This window comes from Alcaligenes sp. SORT26, assembly GCF_017377875.1.
GTDB classification, from domain to species: domain Bacteria; phylum Pseudomonadota; class Gammaproteobacteria; order Burkholderiales; family Burkholderiaceae_B; genus Alcaligenes; species Alcaligenes parafaecalis.
In genome coordinates this window covers 3,559,821-3,580,260 of the sequence record NZ_CP070975.1, presented here as the reverse complement: position 1 = coordinate 3,580,260, position 20,440 = coordinate 3,559,821, and the positions used below count along the sequence as shown (strand labels likewise).

Sequence of the window (20,440 nt, the reverse complement as noted above, 5' to 3'; positions counted from 1 at the left end):
AAACCTTGCCTGCGCTTGACTCTTTCAAAGGCGAATCAAGCAGCCAGGCAGCCGATGCCAAGGCGCTATCCTCCCTCAGCTCTGAGCTTCCCGATACGGGTTCTCGAAAATCTCTTCTACAGTTTGCTCAAATACAGCACTAATCTTGAAGGCCAGGTCCAGAGACGGCGCATGTTTGCCCGTTTCCAGCGCATTCACCGCCTGCCGGGACACACCCAAGCGCTCTGCCAAATCTGCCTGCGTCCAGCTCGCCTCGGCCCGTAATACCCGCAATCGATTTTTCATTTAATCGCTAGTCCGCACGAAAGGTGAAACCAGGGCGAACACAGCCCAAAAGAAGGGGTAAATCAGCCAGGCAGGAATATGGGGCGCAGCCGCGTAGGTTTCCCCGAAGCCCCAGGCCGTCCACAAGGTCAAGGTCGCACCTGCGGCCAGCACAAAGCACTTGGCCACAATCACCCGCACGAACTCATCACTTTCCGCCATCAAGCGCAGCGTGGCCCAGACTTGTCCGGCAACGGGCAAGGCGACGGCAATGGCAATCAGCCAACCAAGAGGTAGCCCCAGCAAGCTGTCGAACACCCCCAGGATGGTCAGGGCGTTGACCAGGATATACACGCCCATAAAGAGCAAAGTGCGAATCAGATAGCTGCGACCTGCTGATGGCGCAGGCTTGGACTTGCTGTTAGTAAACATGCTTGAGCACCTCTGTATGTAAAGTAAACCTTACTTTATAGAAGTCAAAAAAACCTGTCAATAAGTAAAGTTAACCTTACATAAACAGATGCAGATTAAATAAGGAGCATGTTGCAAGCAAGCACCAGGGAGCATTCAACAACAAGGCTCCCCAAGCCCCAACAGATGACAGGTCCTGCACGCTACGACGCCCCCTTCCTGCCTGACTCCCCTGACCTACTTACCCACAAACCCTTTAAAGTCAAAAGGCTGGGCCTCCACGGGTACACGCTCATCCAGCGTTGCCCCTACAGCAGCAGATAAGGTTGATCAGGCAGGAAATCATGGACAAAGCCCACAAAATGCCCTATAAAATCGGACGATCATAATAACGATTCTCATTTACCACTCTTCCATGTCTGATCGGCCCTCTCTGCGAAGCAGTTGGCTCGCACACTATGCCGAGCTGATCTCGACCTGGACGCGACGTTATGGCAATCGACATGACGCCGAAGACGCCACCCACGATGCCATCGCCAATATGCTGGAACAGCGCTCAGGTGTGATTGCCAATCCCCGCGCTTTTTTGCATCGCAGTGTTCACAATGGCCTGGTCAGTTTGAACCGCCGGTCACATCGTCAGGCCCATACTGCCTGGCAAGACTTAAGCGACGAAGAGCACCCGCTTGATCACTCTCACGAACAGGAAATGCGCAGCACGCATTTGCGTCTGGCCCTGCAAAAAGCGCTGAATGAGCTGCCCCTGAAAAGCCAGCAGATCTTTGCCTGGCACAGGCTGGAGGGCTACACTTTGCCCGAGATCGCGCGCAAGATGAATCTGTCTCAAAGCATGGTCGAAAAACACATGACCCGCGCTCTGGATCACCTGCACAAACGCTTGAGCGACTTCCAACTGCCCGAGTGAAACCGCATGCCTCCTTTCCTATGACACGCAGCACCCCGACGCCGCTTTCGATTCCCTTGAATCCTGATCAGCTCAGCCTTTGGCTGGTACGCGAACAGGCGGCAAGCCTTGGCGAGGCGGAACAGCAGGAGTTGATGCGCTGGCGGCAAGCCAATGAGTCCAACGAGACGCACTACCAGCAACTCTTGCTGACTTGGCAGGCCACGCAACTGCTACCCGATCAGCACTGGCGCAGTGTGCTGGCACAAGCACCCCAACAAGCCTCACGCCGACGCTGGTTGCGCAATACCTTGTTTGTCGGTGCTCCGGCGCTGGCTGCAGGAACGGCAGTCATTGCCCTGCCCGGCTTGCGTGGACTCTGGCAGCCCACCCCCGAATTCACCCAAAGCTATCAAAGCGCGCGGGGTGAGCAGCAACGCATCGTACTGCCCGATCAATCCATTCTTCATCTGAACACAGACACACTGGTGGACGTGGCCTTTTATGCCGATCATCGAGAGGTCACTTTGCATCAAGGCGAAGCCCTGTTTGATGTTCATAAACAGCATGACCGCCCTTTTCAGGTTCTGAGCGGACTAGCGACGATTCTGGTGACCGGCACCGTTTTTAACGTACGGCGCGATCCGCAGGCACTGAGTGTCATCGTGCAAGAGGGCCAAGTACAAGTCAGCAGCGGACTCTGGTGGTCGCCCAGCCATGTGTCTCTTGGCCCTGATCAACGCTTGAGTCTGGAAACGGGAACCAGCCGCCCCCGTCTGGACTCCACACCCGCCCAGGCCGCCACCGCCTGGCATACCGGTCAACTGGTTTTCAGCAATACCCCCTTGAGCGACGTGGTGCGCGAACTGAACCGCTATCGCGCCCCTCAGCAAGCTATTCGGATCATGGATGCCAGCCTGGCATCACGCCGCATTGCGGCGGTTTTCGAACTGCGCGACAGTGCAGATTTACTGGAAACGCTGCCAGAGCTACTGCCGCTGCAAGTAAACACGCTGCCCTCCGGCGAAGTGCAATTACACGCACGGTAAAGACTGCGATTGAAGCGCCCAAGCAGTCCGGGATCACTACCTGAACTGCCTTCAACGCCTGTGTCACCAAAGCAAAAGTGTCCGGCGATACGGACTTTTTTACCGGCCATTACGGGTTTTGGCAGGCTGATGCGTCTCATCTACAGACCCGCCTGGCCAGGCATTGATCCATGACCCCTATCGCTTGCTTTTCAACATGACCTCTTTGCATTCCTCCTTGTCACCCGCAAGGCGTGCCCGTTTGGGCTGCCCCCTTCTGCAAGCAACGGCTCTGGCCCTGGCATTGGGCTCTCTCCCCTTCTATGCCGCCGCACAAGCTTCGGCTACCAGCACCATCAGCCTGCCCGCCCAAAGCCTGTCCCAGGCCTTGCTGTCCTTAGGCCAGCAGGCACGCGTCCAACTGTACTTTGATCCCAATATTGTCCAGGGTTTGCAGGCTCCCGCCGTTCGCCAGGCCTCTTCCGTCGAGGCCGCTTTAGCGCAACTTTTGGCAAGCACAGGGATTGAGTACAAGCGTAAGGACAATCGCTACACCCTGAGCAAACCCCTGTCCGGCGACAGTACACAATTGGCGCCCATTACCGTTCATGCAGCCAGAGACTCACTAAGCACTGAGCAAACCGGGTCGTACACCGCCACCCACAGCAATAGCGCCACGCGTCTGAACCTGAGCCTGCGTGAAACGCCGCAATCAGTCAGTGTCATCACCCGTCAGCAGATGGATGACCAGGGCATTCAGACCATTTCCGATGCCTTGCAGCAAACTCCGGGTATCACGGTCAACCGCGACAACTCCGAGTCCTACAGCTTTTACTCGCGCGGTTTCAGCCTGGAGAACTTCCAGTTTGACGGCCTGCCCAGCCTGTCTTCGGACGGCGGCGCGGTGCGTGATAACTACAGCATTACCAACTCCGCCATCTATGACCGCATCGAAATTCTGAAAGGCGCGACGGGCCTGGTCAATGGCGCAGGTTACCCTTCTGGCGTGATCAATATGGTCCGCAAGCGCCCCACCAGCCAGTTCCAGGGACACGCACAAGTATCTGCAGGTAGCTGGGACACCTACGGCACCGAACTGGACTTGTCTGCCCCCTTGGCTGCTGAAGGCGCGCTGCGTGGGCGCGTAGTTGGTGCCACCCAGGACAACCGCAGCTTCATGGACTACGCCAAGGGCAAGCAACAGATCTTTTACGGGATTCTGGAAGCCGACCTGGGCGAGCGTACGACGGTAGCTGTGGGTCTGGACTATCAGCGCAACCGTAATAACGCGACCACCAACGAACACTTGCCCGCCTTCTACAGCAATGGCGAACAGTTCTCCATAGGCCGCCACGTCAACCCGGCTGACCGCTGGGCCTGGCGCAATCAGGATACGCAACGCGTTTTCGCCGACCTGAACCATCGCTTTGACTCCGGCTGGACCGTCAAGCTGGCAGCAGGTCAGCGCGACTACCGGACTCGTCAGGTAATGTCAGGCTTGTCGTCCGACGTCGTCAATATCCAGACCCATGCAATCAACCACGGTTTTTACCCGGGCGGTGCCGCACGATTCGACAGCGACTCCAAAGAAAAAACCCTGGATTTCCATGCCACTGGCCCGTTCAACTTGTTGGGCCGCGAACATGAGCTGGTGCTGGGCGCCAACTACGCCAAGACCCACGCCTTGTCGCGCCGCTGGGACGGCGACACCGATATGACGGTGCCCGACATTTTTGAGTGGAACAACAACGCTACCGAACCCACCGAATACGAATGGTGGCTGCAACACGACGTGAACGTGAAGCAGCATATGGTCTACGGAGCAGCCGTCCTGAAACCCCACGATCGCGTCAACGTGATTCTGGGTGCCCGCCAGGTGCGCTACGACTGGTCCCTGGAGAGCCTGAATGCGCTGAACAATTTCCAGCGCCACGAAACTCAGGTCAGCGGCAAGATCATTCCTTATCTGGGCCTGAGCGTGGATCTGGACGAATGGCATACGGCCTATGCCAGCTATACCGATGTGTTCAAGCCACAAGCCTATAACTTCAAGGCCAACGGCGAGCAACTGGAACCGCTGACCGGCAAAAGCATGGAAGTGGGTATGAAGGGGGAATACCTGGACGGCAAACTCAATGCCAGCATGGCCCTGTTTCAGATCAAACAGGACAACGTGGCAGAGCCTGATCCCATCAACCCTCAAACCCCGATGGGTGGAGTGGCCTACATCGCGGTGCCGGGCGTGACAACGCGCGGTCTGGAGCTGGAATTGTCCGGTGAAGTCATGCCGAACTGGCAAGTTCACGCAGGCTACACCTACGCGCGCTCCCGCGATGGCGAAGGCGTACGAGCCAGCCCTCGACAACCAGAACATTTATTCAAGCTGGCCACCTACTACCGCCTGCCCTGGGCCGGTCAACGCCTGACATTAGGCGGTAATGTGCAATGGCAAAGCGGCAGCTACTTCACGCAGCAAGTGGATGGGCAGCTACGCCGCTTCGAGCGCAAACCGTATGCACTGGTGGGCTTGAGTGGCTCCTATGACGTCAACAAGGCGACCAAGCTGTCCGTCAATATCAATAACCTGTTCGACAAGCACTACTACGCGGGTATCGGTAATTACAACACCGTCTTCTGGGGTGCGCCTCGCAACGTAACGGCGACCTTGCGGTATCAGTTCTAAACCTGCCGTGCTCGAGCATGGGTCAAACAATGGCTTGATCCAGGCAAGCTACTAAAACAAAACCCGCAGAGTTTATTTAGCTCTGCGGGTTTTCATGACAAACACCTTGCCAGTGCGTATTTAGCTTACTTTCTGCACCGCTGGGATCATCCAGCTACCATCCAGAATCGAGGGACTTGTCTGTCTAGGCCAGTACGCTCTGAACATCAGAATAAAGTTTCCATCCGGCGCGGGAAGCCAATTGGATTCTTTGTCCTGACCGGGCGAGTCCTTTTGAATATAGAGGTCTGTCGAGCCATCCGCGTTGACCTTCAAGTTCTGGCGTGGACTGATCGAATAGCGACTCAGGGGATTGTCGACAAAGAAGTAATCCTTGTCGTACATCGTCAGCGACCAGAAGCCATCCACGGGCGGTAGCTGGCCTTCAGGAAAGCGCATGACATACTTGTTTGCACCCGAATAAGGCTGTCCACCCGCATCCGCCTGAGAAATAGGATAGATGGCGTCCTGTGGCCGATTGGCCCCCAGCCCAATTGCCGTGATGAAAGCACGCATCAAGTAATCCGTACCGTAAACGCCAGTATCAGTCGTGAACGACCAACCGTTCTTCAGCGTCAGCGCCGCATAGTGCTGCATGATTTTTCCGACCGCAGCCTTGGGCACCTGACTGGCAATATCGGCCTTGAACTTGCCAGCATCAAAACCCTGACCAGGAACAATGCCAATACGCTCAAATCTGGCCACATGCGCAGCATCTGCGCTGGATGGCGGATTGCGCTTCATCAACTCGCAAAACAGGGTGAAATAGGCCGCTGAATCCATCTTGTTGACTTGATCACGCACGGCGGTTTTCATATCCAGCGAGGGGTCCACCACACCCGCTGGCGGGGTGTAGGGCTTGCCATAAGCGCTTAACGGCACCAGTTTGAACTCGTCTTGCAGTTTATGGACCGCAGCGTAGTCCTCTGGCGTCCCTGTGCAATAAATGCGTCCCAGCATCCAGACAATACTGGTGGCGGATTTATATTCCGTCACGCCCGCTGGCAAAGTGCCTTTCCAGCCAGGACCAGTAATAGCATAGGTTTGAGGACCTGTTCCCGTCGTACGTTTGCCCGGCACCTGAAACACCGTTGTCCAGCCGTCGAGCAAAGGCATCAAGGCGTAACGGTCCTGCATATCTGGAATGCTCAGGATCCACGGCTCATCGCCCACATCAAAGAAGGCGTTTGTATAAAGCGTATCGGCATTAGGCGCCGTGACATCTCGGAACGAAGCATCCGGGTAGCTGCGCGCTTTGATGATCTGGCCCATCGGGCCGCGTACGCCACCAAGCTGCGCCACATTGGTCATAATCCGCCGGGTCAATTCCATCGTCACCAATGGATAGGCAAAAATATAGGCCTCGATCCCAAGGCCCAAATCCCCTGCGTCTCCCCCTTTGTCTGCCCCTGTCACCTGCTGTGCAAGAGCGGAGCGCGCCAGCGCCACACTGGCAAGCAGACTGGGACCGGCTATTAATAAGGAACGTCGAGTAATCTTCATGTGCTCTTCCCCTAATTGTGATCAAGCAGGCGCGTTATCTGCATTCAGAACGCCAGCTAACGCCGATACGGGGCCCTTGCCTATCTGGCTGGCTTGGCCGCTCAGGGCAGAACACTGTGCTTGCCCCGCTTGTCGCAATTGTAGGAAGCCCCTTCTGCTTAGCGCTTGCCATCTGGTGCCACACACCACGATCACTCAGACCGGCAGCCCCCCTGCGTGCCTATGTTCACACGGTGCCAGGCCTGCGTACCAAACAGCCTGGGCGCACGTCCAGCTCAGAACTTAAGACCTGTTCATAGGTCGGAGCGTCGACGGAGATTGCGCAAATCGTGCCTGAAACAGGCGGCTGAAATGGGAAAGATCTTTAAAACCGCAGGCCATTGCCACCTCCGTCACCCGCCGCTGTTTGCCCTCGGCAAGCAGGCGATAGCTCTGGAGCAAACGCTGCTCCCACAGCCATTGCATAGGCGTTGTCGCTTCGTGTGCAAAGAGTCGATACAGCGTGCGAGTCGCCATGGATGAAGCCCGAGCCATTTGCTCCACATCCAGATCCTCCTCATGCAGGTGCGCACGTATATACGCCTGAACCTGCTCCAAACGCCGCTCCCGGCGGCTGGACTGAGAAGAGATCGTGGTTTCTGACTCGAAGACAGCCGAGAAAATATCCAGCGCCGAGGCACTCAAACGATGATCTATCCCGTCCGTTGCCGCCCCTTGCATGCTGAGTAATTGCCTGAGCAAAGCACCGGCCATCGGCCCCTGACGAGAGTTGGCGGGAACACGGCGCGCAGCCAGGCTCCCCAAGGTAGGTAAACGTGTCGCCAGAAGAGGACGGGGAATCATGAGCATCGCCGCATGGGTCAAGGGCCCCAGCTCCAGCTCAAAAGGACGCGACTGGTCCTGCAACACCAGATCCCCTGTCACCAGGCTGACATAACGCCCATCCTGACTAAGCTGAATATTGCCATCGAGCATTAACCACAGCATGAAGCAGTCGCGCTGATCTTTACGAATATCCGCCAGGCGCCGGTTGACTCGAATCACCTCCCCCGCAGGCGTAGCCGACCAGATACGGCTAAGTCCCAAACCGCCAAACGTAGTCAGCGTGACTCGCGCCTGAAAATGCTGTCTGGGAATGGGGTTGCACTCAGTATGAGAAAACTGCCTGCAAGTGACCTCGTGCCAGTGCTCAAAGCTGTCTCCGGGCTTGACCGCCATGATCGCTGTCATCGGTTCAGTCTCCATAGTCGGCGCTATCTGCACCGAAGAATTAATCATTTTTCAGCAAGATTACGTCTATTTCCCAAACGCGGACAAGCCCTGAGAACACCACGGGCTGGCGTCTTGCCTGCCAGCTCGCCCATGTGGCGCTCACAGTCAAAAAAAGAAGAAAAAATGGCATGGGCACACAAGCCAGATTAGCGCCGTCTCCCTACTCTACAAAGGTCGATGACACCGGGTACGGCAATACCAAATACACAGCCCCCCGTCCCTGAGCAAACCAAAGGAGAATGAAATGGCTATTCAGATTGATCAGATCAACCCCAAGAGCACAGCGGTCGTTGTGATTGACATGCAAAACGACTTCATCGCGCCCGGTGCCCCACTGGAAACACCTATGGGTATGGAGCTGATGCCCCGTCTGCAAAAACTGCTGAGCCATGCACGCAAAACCGGCATGGAAGTGATCTTTACCACCCACGCCCACCGCCGCAATGGCTGCGATATGGGCTTGTTTGGGGAGATTTACCCGCCTATTCAAAATCGGATGGGGCTGGTGGATGACACCGCTGGCATCGATATATACCCGGACGTCGCACCACAAGGCGAGGAGGTCGTAATTAAAAAGCATCGCTACAGCGCCTTCTTTGGCACTGATCTGGACATCATTCTGCGTACCCGCAAGATCGACACTGTCGTCGTCACGGGTGTCACTACCGAGAACTGCTGCCACGCCACGGCGCGCGACGCCATGTTCAATGGCTATAAAGTCGCCTTCATCTCTGATGCCACCGGCACATACAACTACCCGGATATGGGCTTTGGGGCGATTCCAGCGGAAGAAGTACACCGAGTCACCCTAGGCGTGCTGGCTGTGTCCACCGCGCATGTCATGACGACGGATGAGCTGATTCAGAAGACCCGGTAAGGGTCATGAGCACAGTCAAAGCCGCTCTGCGTTAGGGCTCCAGACCCTGAAGCACTCAAACAGGCCTTGTGATCTGTCCAATTTCTGGAGATCAGCTCACAAGGCCTGTGTTTAATTTTCTTGTGCCGCAATCAGTTGCGCCAAACGCTGTATGGAGAGCGGCGCACAACCTTCCGCATCATTGCTGATCGTCACATAAGCCGCCTGCCCTGCTCCAGTGATCCCGCGAATCGTACGGGCCAGCACAGTGCGGGTATGCACGTCTTCGCTGACAATGGCATCGAACGGGGTGTGCTTTTTCTGGGCATCGGCATAGCCATAGGCACCAAACTCCCGGTTCAGGTTCCAGCGACACACCAAAGGCCCGGGCCACAAGGCTCGCAACAAGGGCAACTGCTCCTCGATCGGTGGCATTTTGCCGTGCAAACCCAGGCAAAAAGTGGCGCCATTCGCCTTTAAGGTATCGACCAAGCCTTGGGTCAGTAGCTCCGGATCTCGTACTTCTACAGCAAGAATGACCGGAGAATCCTGCGGCAAAGCTTCACGCGCCGCAGCCAGCATCTGCCCCAGCTTGTCGAATAACTCCGCCGGGCGATTCAACCAGCCCCAGGACAAAGGGCTTAACTGAAATACCAATACACCCAGCTTGGCACGCAAGCCGTCTACCGCAGGCTGCACAAACTGCTCTACGGCCAGACGAATATCCAGAAAGTCCGGATTGGACTTGCGCACCTTGCCTTGCTCGTCACGAACTTGAGCGTCCGTGATCATGGAAGGGCATTTCACGACAAAGCGAAAATCCTCATCAACCTGGGCCGCGTAGGCGGAATACTGCGTAACGGTCAAAGGGCGCCAGAAAGTGCGATCAACACAGACGGTACGCATCAAGGGATGCTGGTGATAAGCCTCCAGCCCGTGCTTGGACAAGATGTTCGACTCATACTCGCCATCCCAGATCAAGCCTTCCCAACCGGGGTAGGACCAGGTGGAGACACCGAAGCGCAAGGTTTCAAGAAGCTGAGCCGCCAGATCACTCAGCTCCAGCGCGGAGGCGGCAAGGCTGACTTTGGTGATTTTGCGACGGGAGGCAGCGGCGGGCTTTGAAGCGGTAGGCTGAGGAATGGCATCGCCGAAAAGATCTTCTTGCATGCTGGGTATAGTGCCATGGGATAGGGCTCAAGCAAACTGGGTAAGACCCAAGCCAAACTTGGTTTTTATCATTTTCAACAAAATCCTAGTTTTACTACTATATTCACGCTCTTTTTAGGATTCTAAAACGTACGAAATTACTGTTTTCACGCCCGTTCATGGGACGTTACGCAAGCGCTTATCACGTTGGTAAGCCGACGACCTATGAAGATGGCACCCAGCACAATTTTATTTTCGATGACTATGCCGACGCACAATTCGCCTAGCGCTACCGTGATTTGACGGAGCATGTGCAGCACACCGCTCAAGTCGTGGCACAAAACATCCATAGTGAAATGGCCGAAAAAGCTCGCATTCTGGTGATCTTTCAACGCGCCCAGGAAAAGCTGAAAGAAGTGCTTGAAATGCCTGATCAAGGCATCACTCAGGGCATTCACTCCTTGAACGAAAACGGCTGGCAAGTTTCCGGGAAGTTGAAACAGGCGTATCCACAACTGGAAAAGCAGGAACTGACAGAACATGTTGTAGAGACAGTGCGCTCGAGCGTCCATTACTCGATGAGGATATTCTTTCCTTATGCCATGCACGATATTTACGGAACAACTTCTAGGCTTTCTTTTTAGAAGCACGTACGCTGCCCCCCCAAAACGGCTCTTATGCGCGCCTGCATGTCAGTTGCAAATCTATCCCAGAGAACATCCATCGGTGTTATCCAGTACGGACGCATAAACCTCTTTGAGAGTAGCAACGACATCTGAACAAAAGCTGCAACTGGAAACGAATCAACGCTAGCGACATCTACCCCAATAAGAAGTGCTAATATCTTTTTACTAAACGAGCAATTTCTCCAAAATATTAGCACTTTTATGCAAACTCAGTATCAAAAAACGGCTTTAAATCAGTGAAAAACGAAGGGATTGGATGCTAATATTATGGCCAAACCAGCCTAGAAACGCAGAAATACTAGCACTATGGCGAAAAAAACCGCTCCCCTTATGCCGATGACCCAGAAGCTACTCGCTGAATTTGGTGAGCGGCTCAAACTTGCACGCTTGCGCCGCAAAATCACCGCCAAGCAAGTGGCAGAACGCGCCGGAATGTCGCCGATGACGCTACGCTCCCTTGAGTCTGGGGGGCCGGGCGTAACAATAGGTGCCTACCTTTCCGTCATGCAAGTCCTCGGCATTGAAAAAGACCTCGCCATGCTGGGCGCTGACGACGAGCTTGGCCGTCGACTTCAGGACTCACGCCTTTTACGGCCGAGCGCTACATCATCATCCGTCCCTCCCCAGACGACTTGGAACGAGAGAGTGGGTAAATCTCCAGTAGAAAAGATAATCAACAAGTCACCTCCCCCCAAGAAGAGCCTAAAAAGCGCAAGCAACCGAACTAAAGAGCCGAACAACGGTATCCATGCTGACTCACACCGCCCCTCTGCGGAGAACTCTCGAACTACATCAAAAAGTCTGGCGTCTCTCTTGGAACCCTCTTCTAAGCAGCGAAAAGAGGGTGACAAAAAATGACGATGATCGGAGTGTATGCAGATTGGGATGGCCTGCCTCAACCTCAGCGAGTAGGTGTTCTAAACTCCCGCAGGACGCGCGCACACGAGACGTTTGAATTTCAGTACGATCCTGCAGCGCTTGCAGACCCCGTCATTGGTCAACTGGTTCTTGATCCAAGGATTTTCCAGTTCGAAGGGCCCCAGTATCCCACCACGCCCCAGGACAGATTCGGCGTATTCTCTGACTCCAGTCCTGATCGATGGGGTCGTTTGCTTATGGACCGTCGCCTCGCACGGGATATTCGCGCAGGTATCCAGCCTGCAGGGACTCGACTGTATGAAACGGACTACCTGCTTGGCGTGCACGATCTCTACCGAGTAGGTGCCTTGCGCTACAAGCGAGAAGATCAAGGCGAATTTCTCGATGATACGGTTGGGCTGGCAGCCCCACCTTTTGCCGAGATTCGAGCTCTGGAACAGGCGAGTCGGGCGCTGGAGGAAGATCCAAACAACGAAGCTCAACAAGGCCAAGAATGGCTCAGAATGTTGATCGCCCCCGGTGGCTCACTAGGGGGGGCCAGGCCTAAGGCAAGCGTGGCTGATGAACAGGGACACTTGTACATCGCCAAGTTTCCGAGCTCTCACGATGACTATGACGTCGGTGGATGGGAGATGGTCGTCAATGCCCTGGCGGTCGGTTGTGGGCTGAATGTCGCGGCCGCTGAAGCGCGGAGATTTGCGAGTGACTACCACTGCTTTATGGTGCGGCGATTCGATCGCACCGATGAAGGGCGACGCCTGCACTTTGCCTCGGCGATGACCATGACCGGTCACAGCGATGGTGATGATGCGTCGACCGGAGTCAGCTATCTGGAGCTGGCTGAAGTCCTTATCAGGCATGGCTCCCAGACCAACATCGACCTCCGCGAGCTATGGTCACGAATCGTATTCAACATCCTCGTATCGAACACAGACGATCACTTACGCAACCACGGATTTATCCTTGTACCAGGAACGGGTTGGCGACTCTCTGAAGCCTACGACATGAACCCGGTGCCCTTTGGAGACGGCCTAAAGCTCAACATCACAGAAGTGGACAACGCGCTAGATCTGGAGCTCGCCCGCGAAGTCGCAGCGTACTTTCGATTGAATCTAAACGAGGCCGATGAAGTCATTACAGAGTTCCAAGGAATCGTTCGCCAATGGAGAACCGTGGCCAGAGAACTGGGGCTACCGGCGCGCGAACAAGATCGAATGGCGGAAGCCTTTCGAATTGCTGATGATTGAACAGAGCCCAGCGCCCCCGTCTGCTTAACACAGGAGAGGCGCCTTTTCCCTTTTTGGGTATCCCTATTCTCTCTCACTCCTATGGGTAATACGGAACTGCTCTCAACCGCAAAAAACGACTTGTTTGCAGTGACTATCAGTGGCTTGGCATGATGCTCGGCGGAATCTAAAAGGCACAAAACCTTTAAATTCAAAAAACTATGGAAACCACCGGAACACATTGAATGAGGAGCGTGGAGCGGGTGATGGGAATCGAACCCACGACGGATGCTTGGGAAGCATCAGTTTTACCATTAAACTACACCCGCCCTGATGGAGAGGTCTGCGTCAAAAGCAGACAATCCCGCGAATGGGGAAGCGAAAATTATAGCGCGATCTCTGGCGCATGCGTGGCCCCTGCCCTATCTTTTTCGCACGCCATCCCATGAATTCGGCGGCAAGACTCACTACAATAGAGTTTTCCCGCTTTTAGCTGATACGCGAGCCATTCTTGATGCCCGCGCCCCAACCATGACCTCCAGCAACGAAAAACCATCCCTGCTGTCGCCCAATGTCGCGAACAGCAACTCCGGCGAGACCCATATCCGTAGCTTTGTTCATCGGCGCGCGCACATTACGCCCAGCCAGGAACAAGCCTTGGCACGCCTGCTGCCTCAGTGGTCGATTACGTATCGCGACAGCATTCTGAAGCCCGAAACGCTGTACGGCAATGACAATCCCCTGATTCTGGAAATCGGTTTTGGCATGGGTGAAACCACCCAGAAGATTGCCCAGGCCCGTCCCGACGACAACTTTTTGGGCGTGGAAGTCTTTAATGCGGGTGTGGGCGCTTTGCTCAAACGCATTGACGACAACCAGATCAGCAATATCCGCATCATTCAACACGATGCTGTTGAAGTCGTGCGTGACATGATCGCCCCTGCCTCCCTGGCTGGCATTCATATTTACTTCCCGGACCCTTGGCCCAAGAAGCGCCATCACAAGCGTCGTCTGGTGCAATCGCCCTTTATCCAGTTGCTGACCAGTCGTCTGAAACCCGGCGGCTACATTCATTGCGCAACGGACTGGGAAAATTACGCCGAACAAATGCTGGAAGTGCTGTCGGCCGAGCCTATGCTTAGCAACACGAACGAAGGCTATGCACCCCGCCCTGACTTCCGCCCACTGACCAAGTTTGAAAACCGTGGGCTGCGTCTGGGTCATGGCGTGTGGGATCTGATCTTCACCCGCAATGACACCCCTACTCCTGAACTGAACTGGCCCAAGAAAGAACAATGAGCGCTACCCTGTTCCCGCCTATAGAGCCTTACGCCCAAGGCACCTTGCACACCGATGATGGGCACCATATCTACTGGGAATGCTGCGGCAACCCGGCAGGTAAGCCAGCCATTTTCTTGCACGGTGGGCCGGGATCAGGATGTTCTACCGATCACCGCCGCTTGTTCGACCCGCAAAAATACAATGTGCTGCTGTTCGATCAGCGCGGTTGCGGGCGCTCCTACCCCCATGCCAGCCTGGAGAACAACACCACCTGGCATTTGGTTGAAGACATGGAGCGGCTGCGCAAGGAAAAGCTCAAGGCCGACAAAATGCTGGTTTTTGGCGGTTCCTGGGGCTCGACACTGGCGCTGGCTTATGCCCAGACTCATCCTGAACACGTCAGCGAATTGATTGTGCGCGGCATTTTTATGGCCCGCCCCGAAGAGCTGCACTGGTTCTATCAGGAAGGTGCCTCTCGCCTGTTCCCGGATATCTGGGAACAGTATCTTGCCCCTATCCCCGAGGACGAGCGTGACGACCTGATCACTGCTTATCACAAGCGTTTGACCGGCGATGATCCTGCGGTGCAGCTACGCGCTGCGCATAGTTGGTCGCAATGGGAAAGCAATACGATCACGCTTTTGCCTAGCAAAAACCATCTGGATGCCAAGTCCAGCGACAAGGCCGCTTTGGCCTTTGCGCGTATTGAAAACCACTACTTCATGAATCAGGGCTTTTTGGAGCCAGACCAGCTCCTTGAAAACGCCCACCGCTTGCATGGCATTCCGGGAGTCATCGTACAGGGACGCTATGATGTGTGCACTCCGGCGCATACAGCCTGGCAACTGCATCGCGCCTGGCCACAAGCCGAATTTCACATGGTTGCAGACGCGGGGCACGCCTACGACGAACCGGGCATTTTGGCCAAGCTACTAAGCGCCACCCAAAAATTTGCCATCTGAATCACTCGTCCGGCTTGGCCCGGACCACATCCAGAGACAATGATGAACATTACCCTGAACGGTCAGAGCAAGACTCTGACAAATACCGATACCGTTGGCACGCTGATTATTGAGCTGGGCTACGAAAACAAGCGCATCGCCGTAGAGCTGAATGGCGATATCGTGCCTAAAAGCCAGCACGCCACTACCCCTATCAACGAGGGCGACACGCTGGAAATCGTGGTGGCTGTCGGGGGCGGCTGAGCCTGTCCCTTTAAAATGCACAATTGCTGACATTCCGCTACGGCTTCACGGTGAAAAATGAGGTCATAATGGGCCGACTCGCCTGCCATCAGGCAAGCAAGGATAGACCCCTAACTTCAGGAGCAAAGCAATGGGCGTATTCAGTTTTCTTAAAGATGTCGGCGAAAAACTCTTTGGAGCCAACGAGGCCAAAGCAGCGACAGCAGACGAACTCCAGAAAGAACTGGCCAAACACCAACTGTCCGCCGACGGCCTGAACCTGACGGTGGATGGCGATAAGGTGACGGTCAGCGGTCAAGCTGCCTCTACCGAACAAGCCGAAAAAATTGTGCTGGCCTTGGGTAACACACTGGGCGTCTCTCAAGTGGACAACCAACTGAATGTTGCACAACCCGCCCCCGAAGCCACCATGTATACCGTCCAGAAGGGCGATACCTTGTGGAAAATTGCCGAAACCAACTACGGCAAGGCCAACGGTGCGAAGTACACGGTTATTTTTGAAGCCAACAAACCGATGCTTAGCCATCCTGACAAGATTTACCCCGGTCAGGTACTGCGTATTCCTGCGCTGTAATTTCAGCCATTCAGGATGAAAAAAGCCCGCATCAGCGGGCTTTTTCTTTGGCGAAACAGTCAAAACAGATCAGACTGCTTGGGCAAACGCCAAGGGCTGCTTAGCGAAAGCCTTTGAAACCTTTACCAGCCAACCCTTTCAAGGCACCCATACCGCCCAGGCCCCGCATCATTTTGGCCATGCCGCCTTTTTTCATCTGCTTCATCATGCCTTGCATTTGCTCGAACTGATTCAGCATACGGTTGACCTCTTGCACTGGGACGCCAGAACCCGCTGCAATACGACGTTTGCGCGATGCTTTGAGCAATTCAGGTTTAGCGCGCTCGGCCGGGGTCATGGAGTTCAAGATACCTTCGGTGCGACGCAATTGCTGCTCTGCCTGGCCGCCTTGCAACTGGGACGCCGCCTGGGAGAACTGCGCAGGCAGTTTTTCCAGCAAGGAGCCCATATCGCCCAGCTTTTTAACTTGTTGTAGCTGGTCGCGGAAGTCGTTCAAGTCGAACTTGTCGCCCGCCTTGATCTTGTCGGTAATCTTTTGAGCGTCAGCAATATCAATATTGCGCTGGGCCTGTTCCACCAGGGAAATGATGTCGCCCATACCCAGCACACGCTGAGCCATACGCTCGGGGTGGAATGGCTCCAGGCCATCCAGCTTCTCCGACATACCGACAAATTTCAGCGGCTTGCCGGTGACATGGCGCACGGACAAGGCAGCACCACCACGAGCATCACCGTCCAGCTTGGTCAGCACCACACCGGTCAGCGGCAAGGCATCGGCAAAGGCTTTGGCCACGTTGACCGCGTCCTGACCCTGCATGGCATCCACCACGAACAGGGTTTCGATGGGGTTCAGCAAGTCGTACAGAGCGCGGATCTCGCGCATCATTTCTTCGTCAATACCCAGGCGACCGGCCGTATCGACAATCAGCACTTCAAAGTGATGACGCTTGGCGTGGTCCAGGGCATTGCGAGCAATGTCGGCAGGCTTCTGGCTGGGATCGGAAGGCAGGAACTCGACGCCCACTTGCGCGGCAACGGTTTTCAACTGCTCGATAGCGGCAGGACGGTAGACGTCAGCACTGACCACCAGCACTTTTTTCTTGCCTGTCTTGCGGCCGTGCTGAACGTGGCCGCCTTCGCTCAGCCACTTGGCCAGCTTACCGGTGGTGGTGGTTTTACCCGCCCCTTGCAGACCCGCCATCAGGATCACGGCAGGAGGTTGAGCCGCCAGGGACAGTTCGCTGGCGTTGTCGCCCAGGTCCGCACCCATCAGGTTAGTCAGCTCCTGGTGGACAACGCCCACCAGCGCCTGACCCGGATTGAGGCTGTCAGCAACTTCAACACCAAGCGCTTTCTCTTTGACCCGTGCCACAAAATCGCGCACGACTGGCAAAGCCACGTCGGCCTCCAGCAGAGCCAGGCGCACTTCCCTCAACATATCCTGAGTATTGGATTCGGTCAGACGAGCCTGCCCGCGCATGGTTTTCACCACACGCGACATACGCTGGGTCAGATTTTCAAACATAGGACTGGGTTCGCTTAAACTAGGTTATCGTGTGGTCTACGAATAAGAATAAAATGGCCACTTGAGGTACGCCCCGTACCGTTTTTCAGGAAATCCGGGACTTATGTCTGCAAGTATTGTATTTCACTTGCTCGCCGCACTGGCGTACATCGTGCTGTCGATCTCGCTCTGGCGTCCGTTGACTCGCGGCAGCACCCGAACCGTACTGAACGCCCCCAGCCGGGTGGCCTTGCTCTGCGCCATTATTGTGCACGGAGCGGGCCTGCTGCTGACGATTGTGCTGCCCCAAGGGCTGCATCTAAGCTGGGCCTTGGCCCTGTCGGCGGCAATCTGGTTGGGTATGGTGGTGTTCTGGTTCCAAAGCCTGTATCTGCGTCTGGACAGCCTGCTGCTCATTCTACTGCCTGCAGCCACAATCGTCAGCCTGCTGGCCATGGCCTTTCCCGTAGGCCATATCGTCAACCATGCAGGTAACGAATGGCTGCGCATCCACTTGATGATTGCGCTGGTCGCTTACGGACTCAGCACCGTGGCCGCCCTGCACGCTATCTTGATGACAGCGCTGGACCGTCAACTGCACCGTCCTATTGTTCATCAGGAACAACGTGGCCTGCTAAGCCGCGTGCTGGACACCATGCCGCCCCTGCTGGTGCAGGAAGAGCTGCTATTCCGCCTGATCCGCGTCTCCTTCGTCATCCTGACCCTTACGATTTTGAGCGGGGCCGCTGTCTCGATGGCAATAGACGGAAAATTGCTGCCTGCTGACCACAAAACTGTCTTTACCTTGCTATCCTGGGTTACATTTGGTGGCTTATTATGGGGACGAAAACAGTACGGATGGCGTGGCCGTGTGGCCTTGCGCTGGACCCTGGCTGGCTTTGCCTTCCTGCTGCTCGCCTATACAGGCAGCCACTTTGTACTGGACGTCATCTTGCAACGAGGGAAAATTGGGTAAAGTCTTATTTTGGGTGGTCGTCATACTGGCGGGCATGATCATTGCCCGCATCGTGTCGCAAAACAAAGCCCGCAAACGTAACCCACCGAACCCGACCATGCGTCCCCCACGCAAGCAAGGCGGCTCCGAAGAAATGGTACGTTGCGCCCACTGCGGTATTTTCCTGCCGCGCTCGGAAGCCTTGATGAGCAATCATCACACCTGGTGCAGCCTGGAACACGCCAAGCGCGGCCCGCGCAGTTAAGCTCATGGCCCGCATGCACCACGCCTATGACCTGGACCGCCAGGGCTGGCTTAAACCCCATGCCAATGTCCTGCGCGCCCTGTCCCCCAATCAGGATGACCGCCCCGAGGGCGATAGTCCCACCCTGTTGGTGCTGCACAATATCAGCCTGCCACCGCAGGAATTTGGCGGGCCTTATATCCGTGATTTTTTCCAGAACAAGCTGGATATCAGCGCCCACCCCTGGTTCGAGAATATCCGGGACCTGAAGGTTTCAGCCCACTTTCTAATCCAGCGCACGGGTCACATCATTCAATTTGTTCCGACCACGCGACGCGCCTGGCATGCTGGGGTGTCTCAATTTGAAGGTCGCGAACGCTGCAATGACTTCTCTATTGGTATTGAGCTGGAAGGCAGCGACTTCGAGCCTTTTACAGAAGCGCAGTACCGAGAACTATCCCGCCTGAGCCGCGCCCTGCGTATGCGCCATAATTTGCGCGCGGTGCGTGGCCACGAGCACATCGCCCCTGGACGCAAGACCGATCCAGGCCCGTTCTTTGATTGGAAACGGGTAAAGCGGGAACATGGCTGGCCCAAAGAAACCTTGCCGGAACAAGAGCTGGAATCCAAGCCACCACAAACGCCAGATCAGGATCGATAAAGTAGCTCTGGGCCAATATCGGCCAAGGTATTGCAACCCGTCAGTGCCATCGCCACTTCCAGTTCAGCCCGCAAAATATGCAGGACATGCGCAACACCTGCCGCTCCTGCGGCGGCCAGCCCATAAATATAGGGACGGCCAATCATCACGGCTGTCGCACCCAGTGCCAATGCCTTGAGCACATCTGTGCCGCGTCGAATACCGCCATCCATCAAGACCGGCACCCTGCCCTGCACGACCTGACAAACTTGTGCCAACACGTCTACTGAAGCGGGCACACCGTCCAAGGTTCGCCCACCATGATTGGAGACAACAATCCCGGCAACCCCCATATCCAGGGCTCGCTGGGCGTCACGGGGCCGCATGATTCCCTTCACCCACACGGGTAGAGGGCTGTTCTGCACCAACCAAGCCAGGTCATCCCAGGTGGGAGCACTATTTAACAGGCCACTGCCAAATAAAGGGCTGGTGCCTGCTGCACCTAAAACCGCCTGCTGCCTGGGAGCACCCCGCAGATTCACCGCGTCCACACCTTCAGGCAAGGCAAAGCCCGCACGCTGCTCCTGATTCCGTACTCCATTGACGGCAGCATCCACCGTCAACATCAAGGCGACATAACCCGCTGCTTTCAAGCGCCCCAACAAATCCAGGCTAAACGCCCTATCTGTTTGCCAATACCACTGCGCCCACAAAGGGGCATGGGCTTGTGCGGCAATCTCTTCAAAGGAATAGCTGGCCTGCATGCTAATCACACTGGTCGCCCCCATCGCACCCGCGCCCAACACACTGGCCAACTCACCCTCAGGGTGAGCCAAGCGCTGATAAGCCACGGGAGCCAGAAGAATCGGGTAGTCCATAGACTGCCCTTGCAGCGTCAAGCGGGTGGAAGGCTGATCAAACTTGCTTAAAGCAGCAGGCCATAAACCCAAGCGCCCGAAGCTGGCCAGGTTGTCTTGCAAGGTAAGCTCATCCGCCGCCCCTGCACTGAAGTACGCCCAGTCCTGCGTACGCATACGCTGACGAGCATAGGGTTCGTAATCCGTCAGACAGGCAATCTGAGCGGGGATATTACTGAGTGGGGGCAGTCGTTCTTGGGACATGGTCAATCAAACTCCA

General features: G+C 55.7%; 21 protein-coding genes and 1 tRNA gene. 14 read left to right on the top strand and 8 right to left on the bottom strand.

The window, feature by feature from the left end:
• Positions 1-75 precede the first annotated feature (75 nt).
• Both JYG33_RS16330 and JYG33_RS16325 read right to left on the bottom strand, forming a co-directional pair.
• Complete coding sequence (locus tag JYG33_RS16330; protein WP_207873216.1) at positions 76-285, bottom strand: helix-turn-helix transcriptional regulator; 210 nt, start codon at positions 283-285, stop codon at positions 76-78.
• Complete coding sequence (locus JYG33_RS16325) at positions 286-696, bottom strand: hypothetical protein (RefSeq protein WP_207873215.1); 411 nt, start codon at positions 694-696, stop codon at positions 286-288.
• Between the two features lie 394 nt (positions 697-1,090).
• Between JYG33_RS16325 and JYG33_RS16320 the strand changes: the two genes are divergently transcribed.
• From JYG33_RS16320 to JYG33_RS16310, 3 genes are all read left to right on the top strand, one after another.
• Positions 1,091-1,600 (top strand): sigma-70 family RNA polymerase sigma factor, encoded by a 510-nt coding sequence (locus JYG33_RS16320; protein WP_207873214.1) that lies wholly within the window; start codon positions 1,091-1,093, stop codon positions 1,598-1,600.
• 20 nt (positions 1,601-1,620) lie between these two features.
• Entirely contained in the window at positions 1,621-2,628 is a 1,008-nt protein-coding gene (locus JYG33_RS16315; RefSeq protein ID WP_207873213.1) for a FecR domain-containing protein, read from the top strand.
• A 196-nt stretch (positions 2,629-2,824) separates the two neighbouring features.
• Positions 2,825-5,290 (top strand): TonB-dependent receptor, encoded by a 2,466-nt coding sequence (locus JYG33_RS16310; protein WP_207873212.1) that lies wholly within the window; start codon positions 2,825-2,827, stop codon positions 5,288-5,290.
• A gap of 120 nt (positions 5,291-5,410) precedes the next feature.
• On the opposite strand, the gene JYG33_RS16305 is transcribed toward JYG33_RS16310, so the two are convergent.
• On the bottom strand, positions 5,411-6,832 hold the full coding sequence (locus JYG33_RS16305) for a DUF1254 domain-containing protein (protein ID WP_207873211.1): 1,422 nt from the start codon (positions 6,830-6,832) through the stop codon (positions 5,411-5,413).
• A 282-nt stretch (positions 6,833-7,114) separates the two neighbouring features.
• Complete coding sequence (locus JYG33_RS16300; protein ID WP_207873210.1) at positions 7,115-8,062, bottom strand: helix-turn-helix domain-containing protein; 948 nt, start codon at positions 8,060-8,062, stop codon at positions 7,115-7,117.
• 286 nt (positions 8,063-8,348) lie between these two features.
• Here JYG33_RS16300 and JYG33_RS16295 point away from each other — a divergent pair, with 286 nt between their 5' ends.
• Positions 8,349-8,981: an isochorismatase family cysteine hydrolase gene (locus tag JYG33_RS16295; protein WP_207873209.1), complete on the top strand. Its 633-nt coding sequence runs from the start codon at positions 8,349-8,351 to the stop codon at positions 8,979-8,981.
• Between the two features lie 111 nt (positions 8,982-9,092).
• Here JYG33_RS16295 and JYG33_RS16290 read toward each other — a convergent pair whose 3' ends face one another.
• Positions 9,093-10,130, bottom strand: coding sequence for a DUF72 domain-containing protein (locus JYG33_RS16290; protein WP_207873208.1), 1,038 nt, complete (start codon positions 10,128-10,130; stop codon positions 9,093-9,095).
• Positions 10,131-10,420: 290 nt separating this feature from the next.
• Between JYG33_RS16290 and JYG33_RS16285 the strand changes: the two genes are divergently transcribed.
• The 3 genes from JYG33_RS16285 (at position 10,421) to JYG33_RS16275 (ending at position 12,921) form a co-directional block, all read left to right on the top strand.
• A complete protein-coding gene (locus JYG33_RS16285) occupies positions 10,421-10,753 on the top strand; it encodes a hypothetical protein (protein WP_207873207.1) in 333 nt (110 codons plus the stop codon).
• Positions 10,754-11,101: 348 nt separating this feature from the next.
• On the top strand, positions 11,102-11,653 hold the full coding sequence (locus JYG33_RS16280) for a helix-turn-helix transcriptional regulator (protein WP_207873206.1): 552 nt from the start codon (positions 11,102-11,104) through the stop codon (positions 11,651-11,653).
• Between the two features lie 257 nt (positions 11,654-11,910).
• On the top strand, positions 11,911-12,921 hold the full coding sequence (locus JYG33_RS16275) for a HipA domain-containing protein (RefSeq protein ID WP_243430209.1): 1,011 nt from the start codon (positions 11,911-11,913) through the stop codon (positions 12,919-12,921).
• Positions 12,922-13,155: 234 nt separating this feature from the next.
• On the opposite strand, the gene JYG33_RS16270 is transcribed toward JYG33_RS16275, so the two are convergent.
• Positions 13,156-13,229, bottom strand: a tRNA-Gly gene (locus tag JYG33_RS16270).
• A gap of 202 nt (positions 13,230-13,431) precedes the next feature.
• Between JYG33_RS16270 and trmB the strand changes: the two genes are divergently transcribed.
• The 4 genes from trmB (at position 13,432) to lysM (ending at position 15,960) form a co-directional block, all read left to right on the top strand.
• Complete coding sequence (trmB, locus tag JYG33_RS16265) at positions 13,432-14,199, top strand: tRNA (guanosine(46)-N7)-methyltransferase TrmB (protein WP_207873204.1); 768 nt, start codon at positions 13,432-13,434, stop codon at positions 14,197-14,199.
• Positions 14,196-15,143: a prolyl aminopeptidase gene (gene pip, locus JYG33_RS16260; protein ID WP_207873203.1), complete on the top strand. Its 948-nt coding sequence runs from the start codon at positions 14,196-14,198 to the stop codon at positions 15,141-15,143. The genes trmB and pip overlap by 4 nt, the downstream gene beginning before the upstream one ends.
• 42 nt (positions 15,144-15,185) lie before the next feature.
• On the top strand, positions 15,186-15,386 hold the full coding sequence (gene thiS / locus JYG33_RS16255; protein ID WP_207875898.1) for a sulfur carrier protein ThiS: 201 nt from the start codon (positions 15,186-15,188) through the stop codon (positions 15,384-15,386).
• Between the two features lie 130 nt (positions 15,387-15,516).
• Positions 15,517-15,960 carry a peptidoglycan-binding protein LysM gene (lysM, locus tag JYG33_RS16250; protein WP_189391683.1) on the top strand — a complete coding sequence of 148 codons (444 nt, stop codon included), beginning with the start codon at positions 15,517-15,519 and terminating at the stop codon, positions 15,958-15,960.
• A gap of 100 nt (positions 15,961-16,060) precedes the next feature.
• Here lysM and ffh read toward each other — a convergent pair whose 3' ends face one another.
• Positions 16,061-17,485: a signal recognition particle protein gene (gene ffh / locus JYG33_RS16245; protein WP_207873202.1), complete on the bottom strand. Its 1,425-nt coding sequence runs from the start codon at positions 17,483-17,485 to the stop codon at positions 16,061-16,063.
• A gap of 103 nt (positions 17,486-17,588) precedes the next feature.
• Between ffh and ccsA the strand changes: the two genes are divergently transcribed.
• From ccsA to ampD, 3 genes are read left to right on the top strand one after another with little or no spacing between them, the layout of a single operon-like run.
• Positions 17,589-18,440 (top strand): cytochrome c biogenesis protein CcsA, encoded by an 852-nt coding sequence (gene ccsA, locus JYG33_RS16240; protein WP_207873201.1) that lies wholly within the window; start codon positions 17,589-17,591, stop codon positions 18,438-18,440.
• Positions 18,433-18,684 (top strand): PP0621 family protein, encoded by a 252-nt coding sequence (locus JYG33_RS16235; protein WP_207873200.1) that lies wholly within the window; start codon positions 18,433-18,435, stop codon positions 18,682-18,684. Before ccsA ends, JYG33_RS16235 begins: the two co-directional genes overlap by 8 nt.
• A gap of 4 nt (positions 18,685-18,688) precedes the next feature.
• A complete protein-coding gene (ampD, locus tag JYG33_RS16230; protein WP_207873199.1) occupies positions 18,689-19,324 on the top strand; it encodes a 1,6-anhydro-N-acetylmuramyl-L-alanine amidase AmpD in 636 nt (211 codons plus the stop codon).
• Here ampD and JYG33_RS16225 read toward each other — a convergent pair.
• A complete protein-coding gene (locus JYG33_RS16225) occupies positions 19,312-20,424 on the bottom strand; it encodes an alpha-hydroxy acid oxidase (RefSeq protein ID WP_207873198.1) in 1,113 nt (370 codons plus the stop codon). The two genes, ampD and JYG33_RS16225, sit on opposite strands and share 13 nt — an antisense overlap.
• Positions 20,425-20,440: the final 16 nt, after the last annotated feature.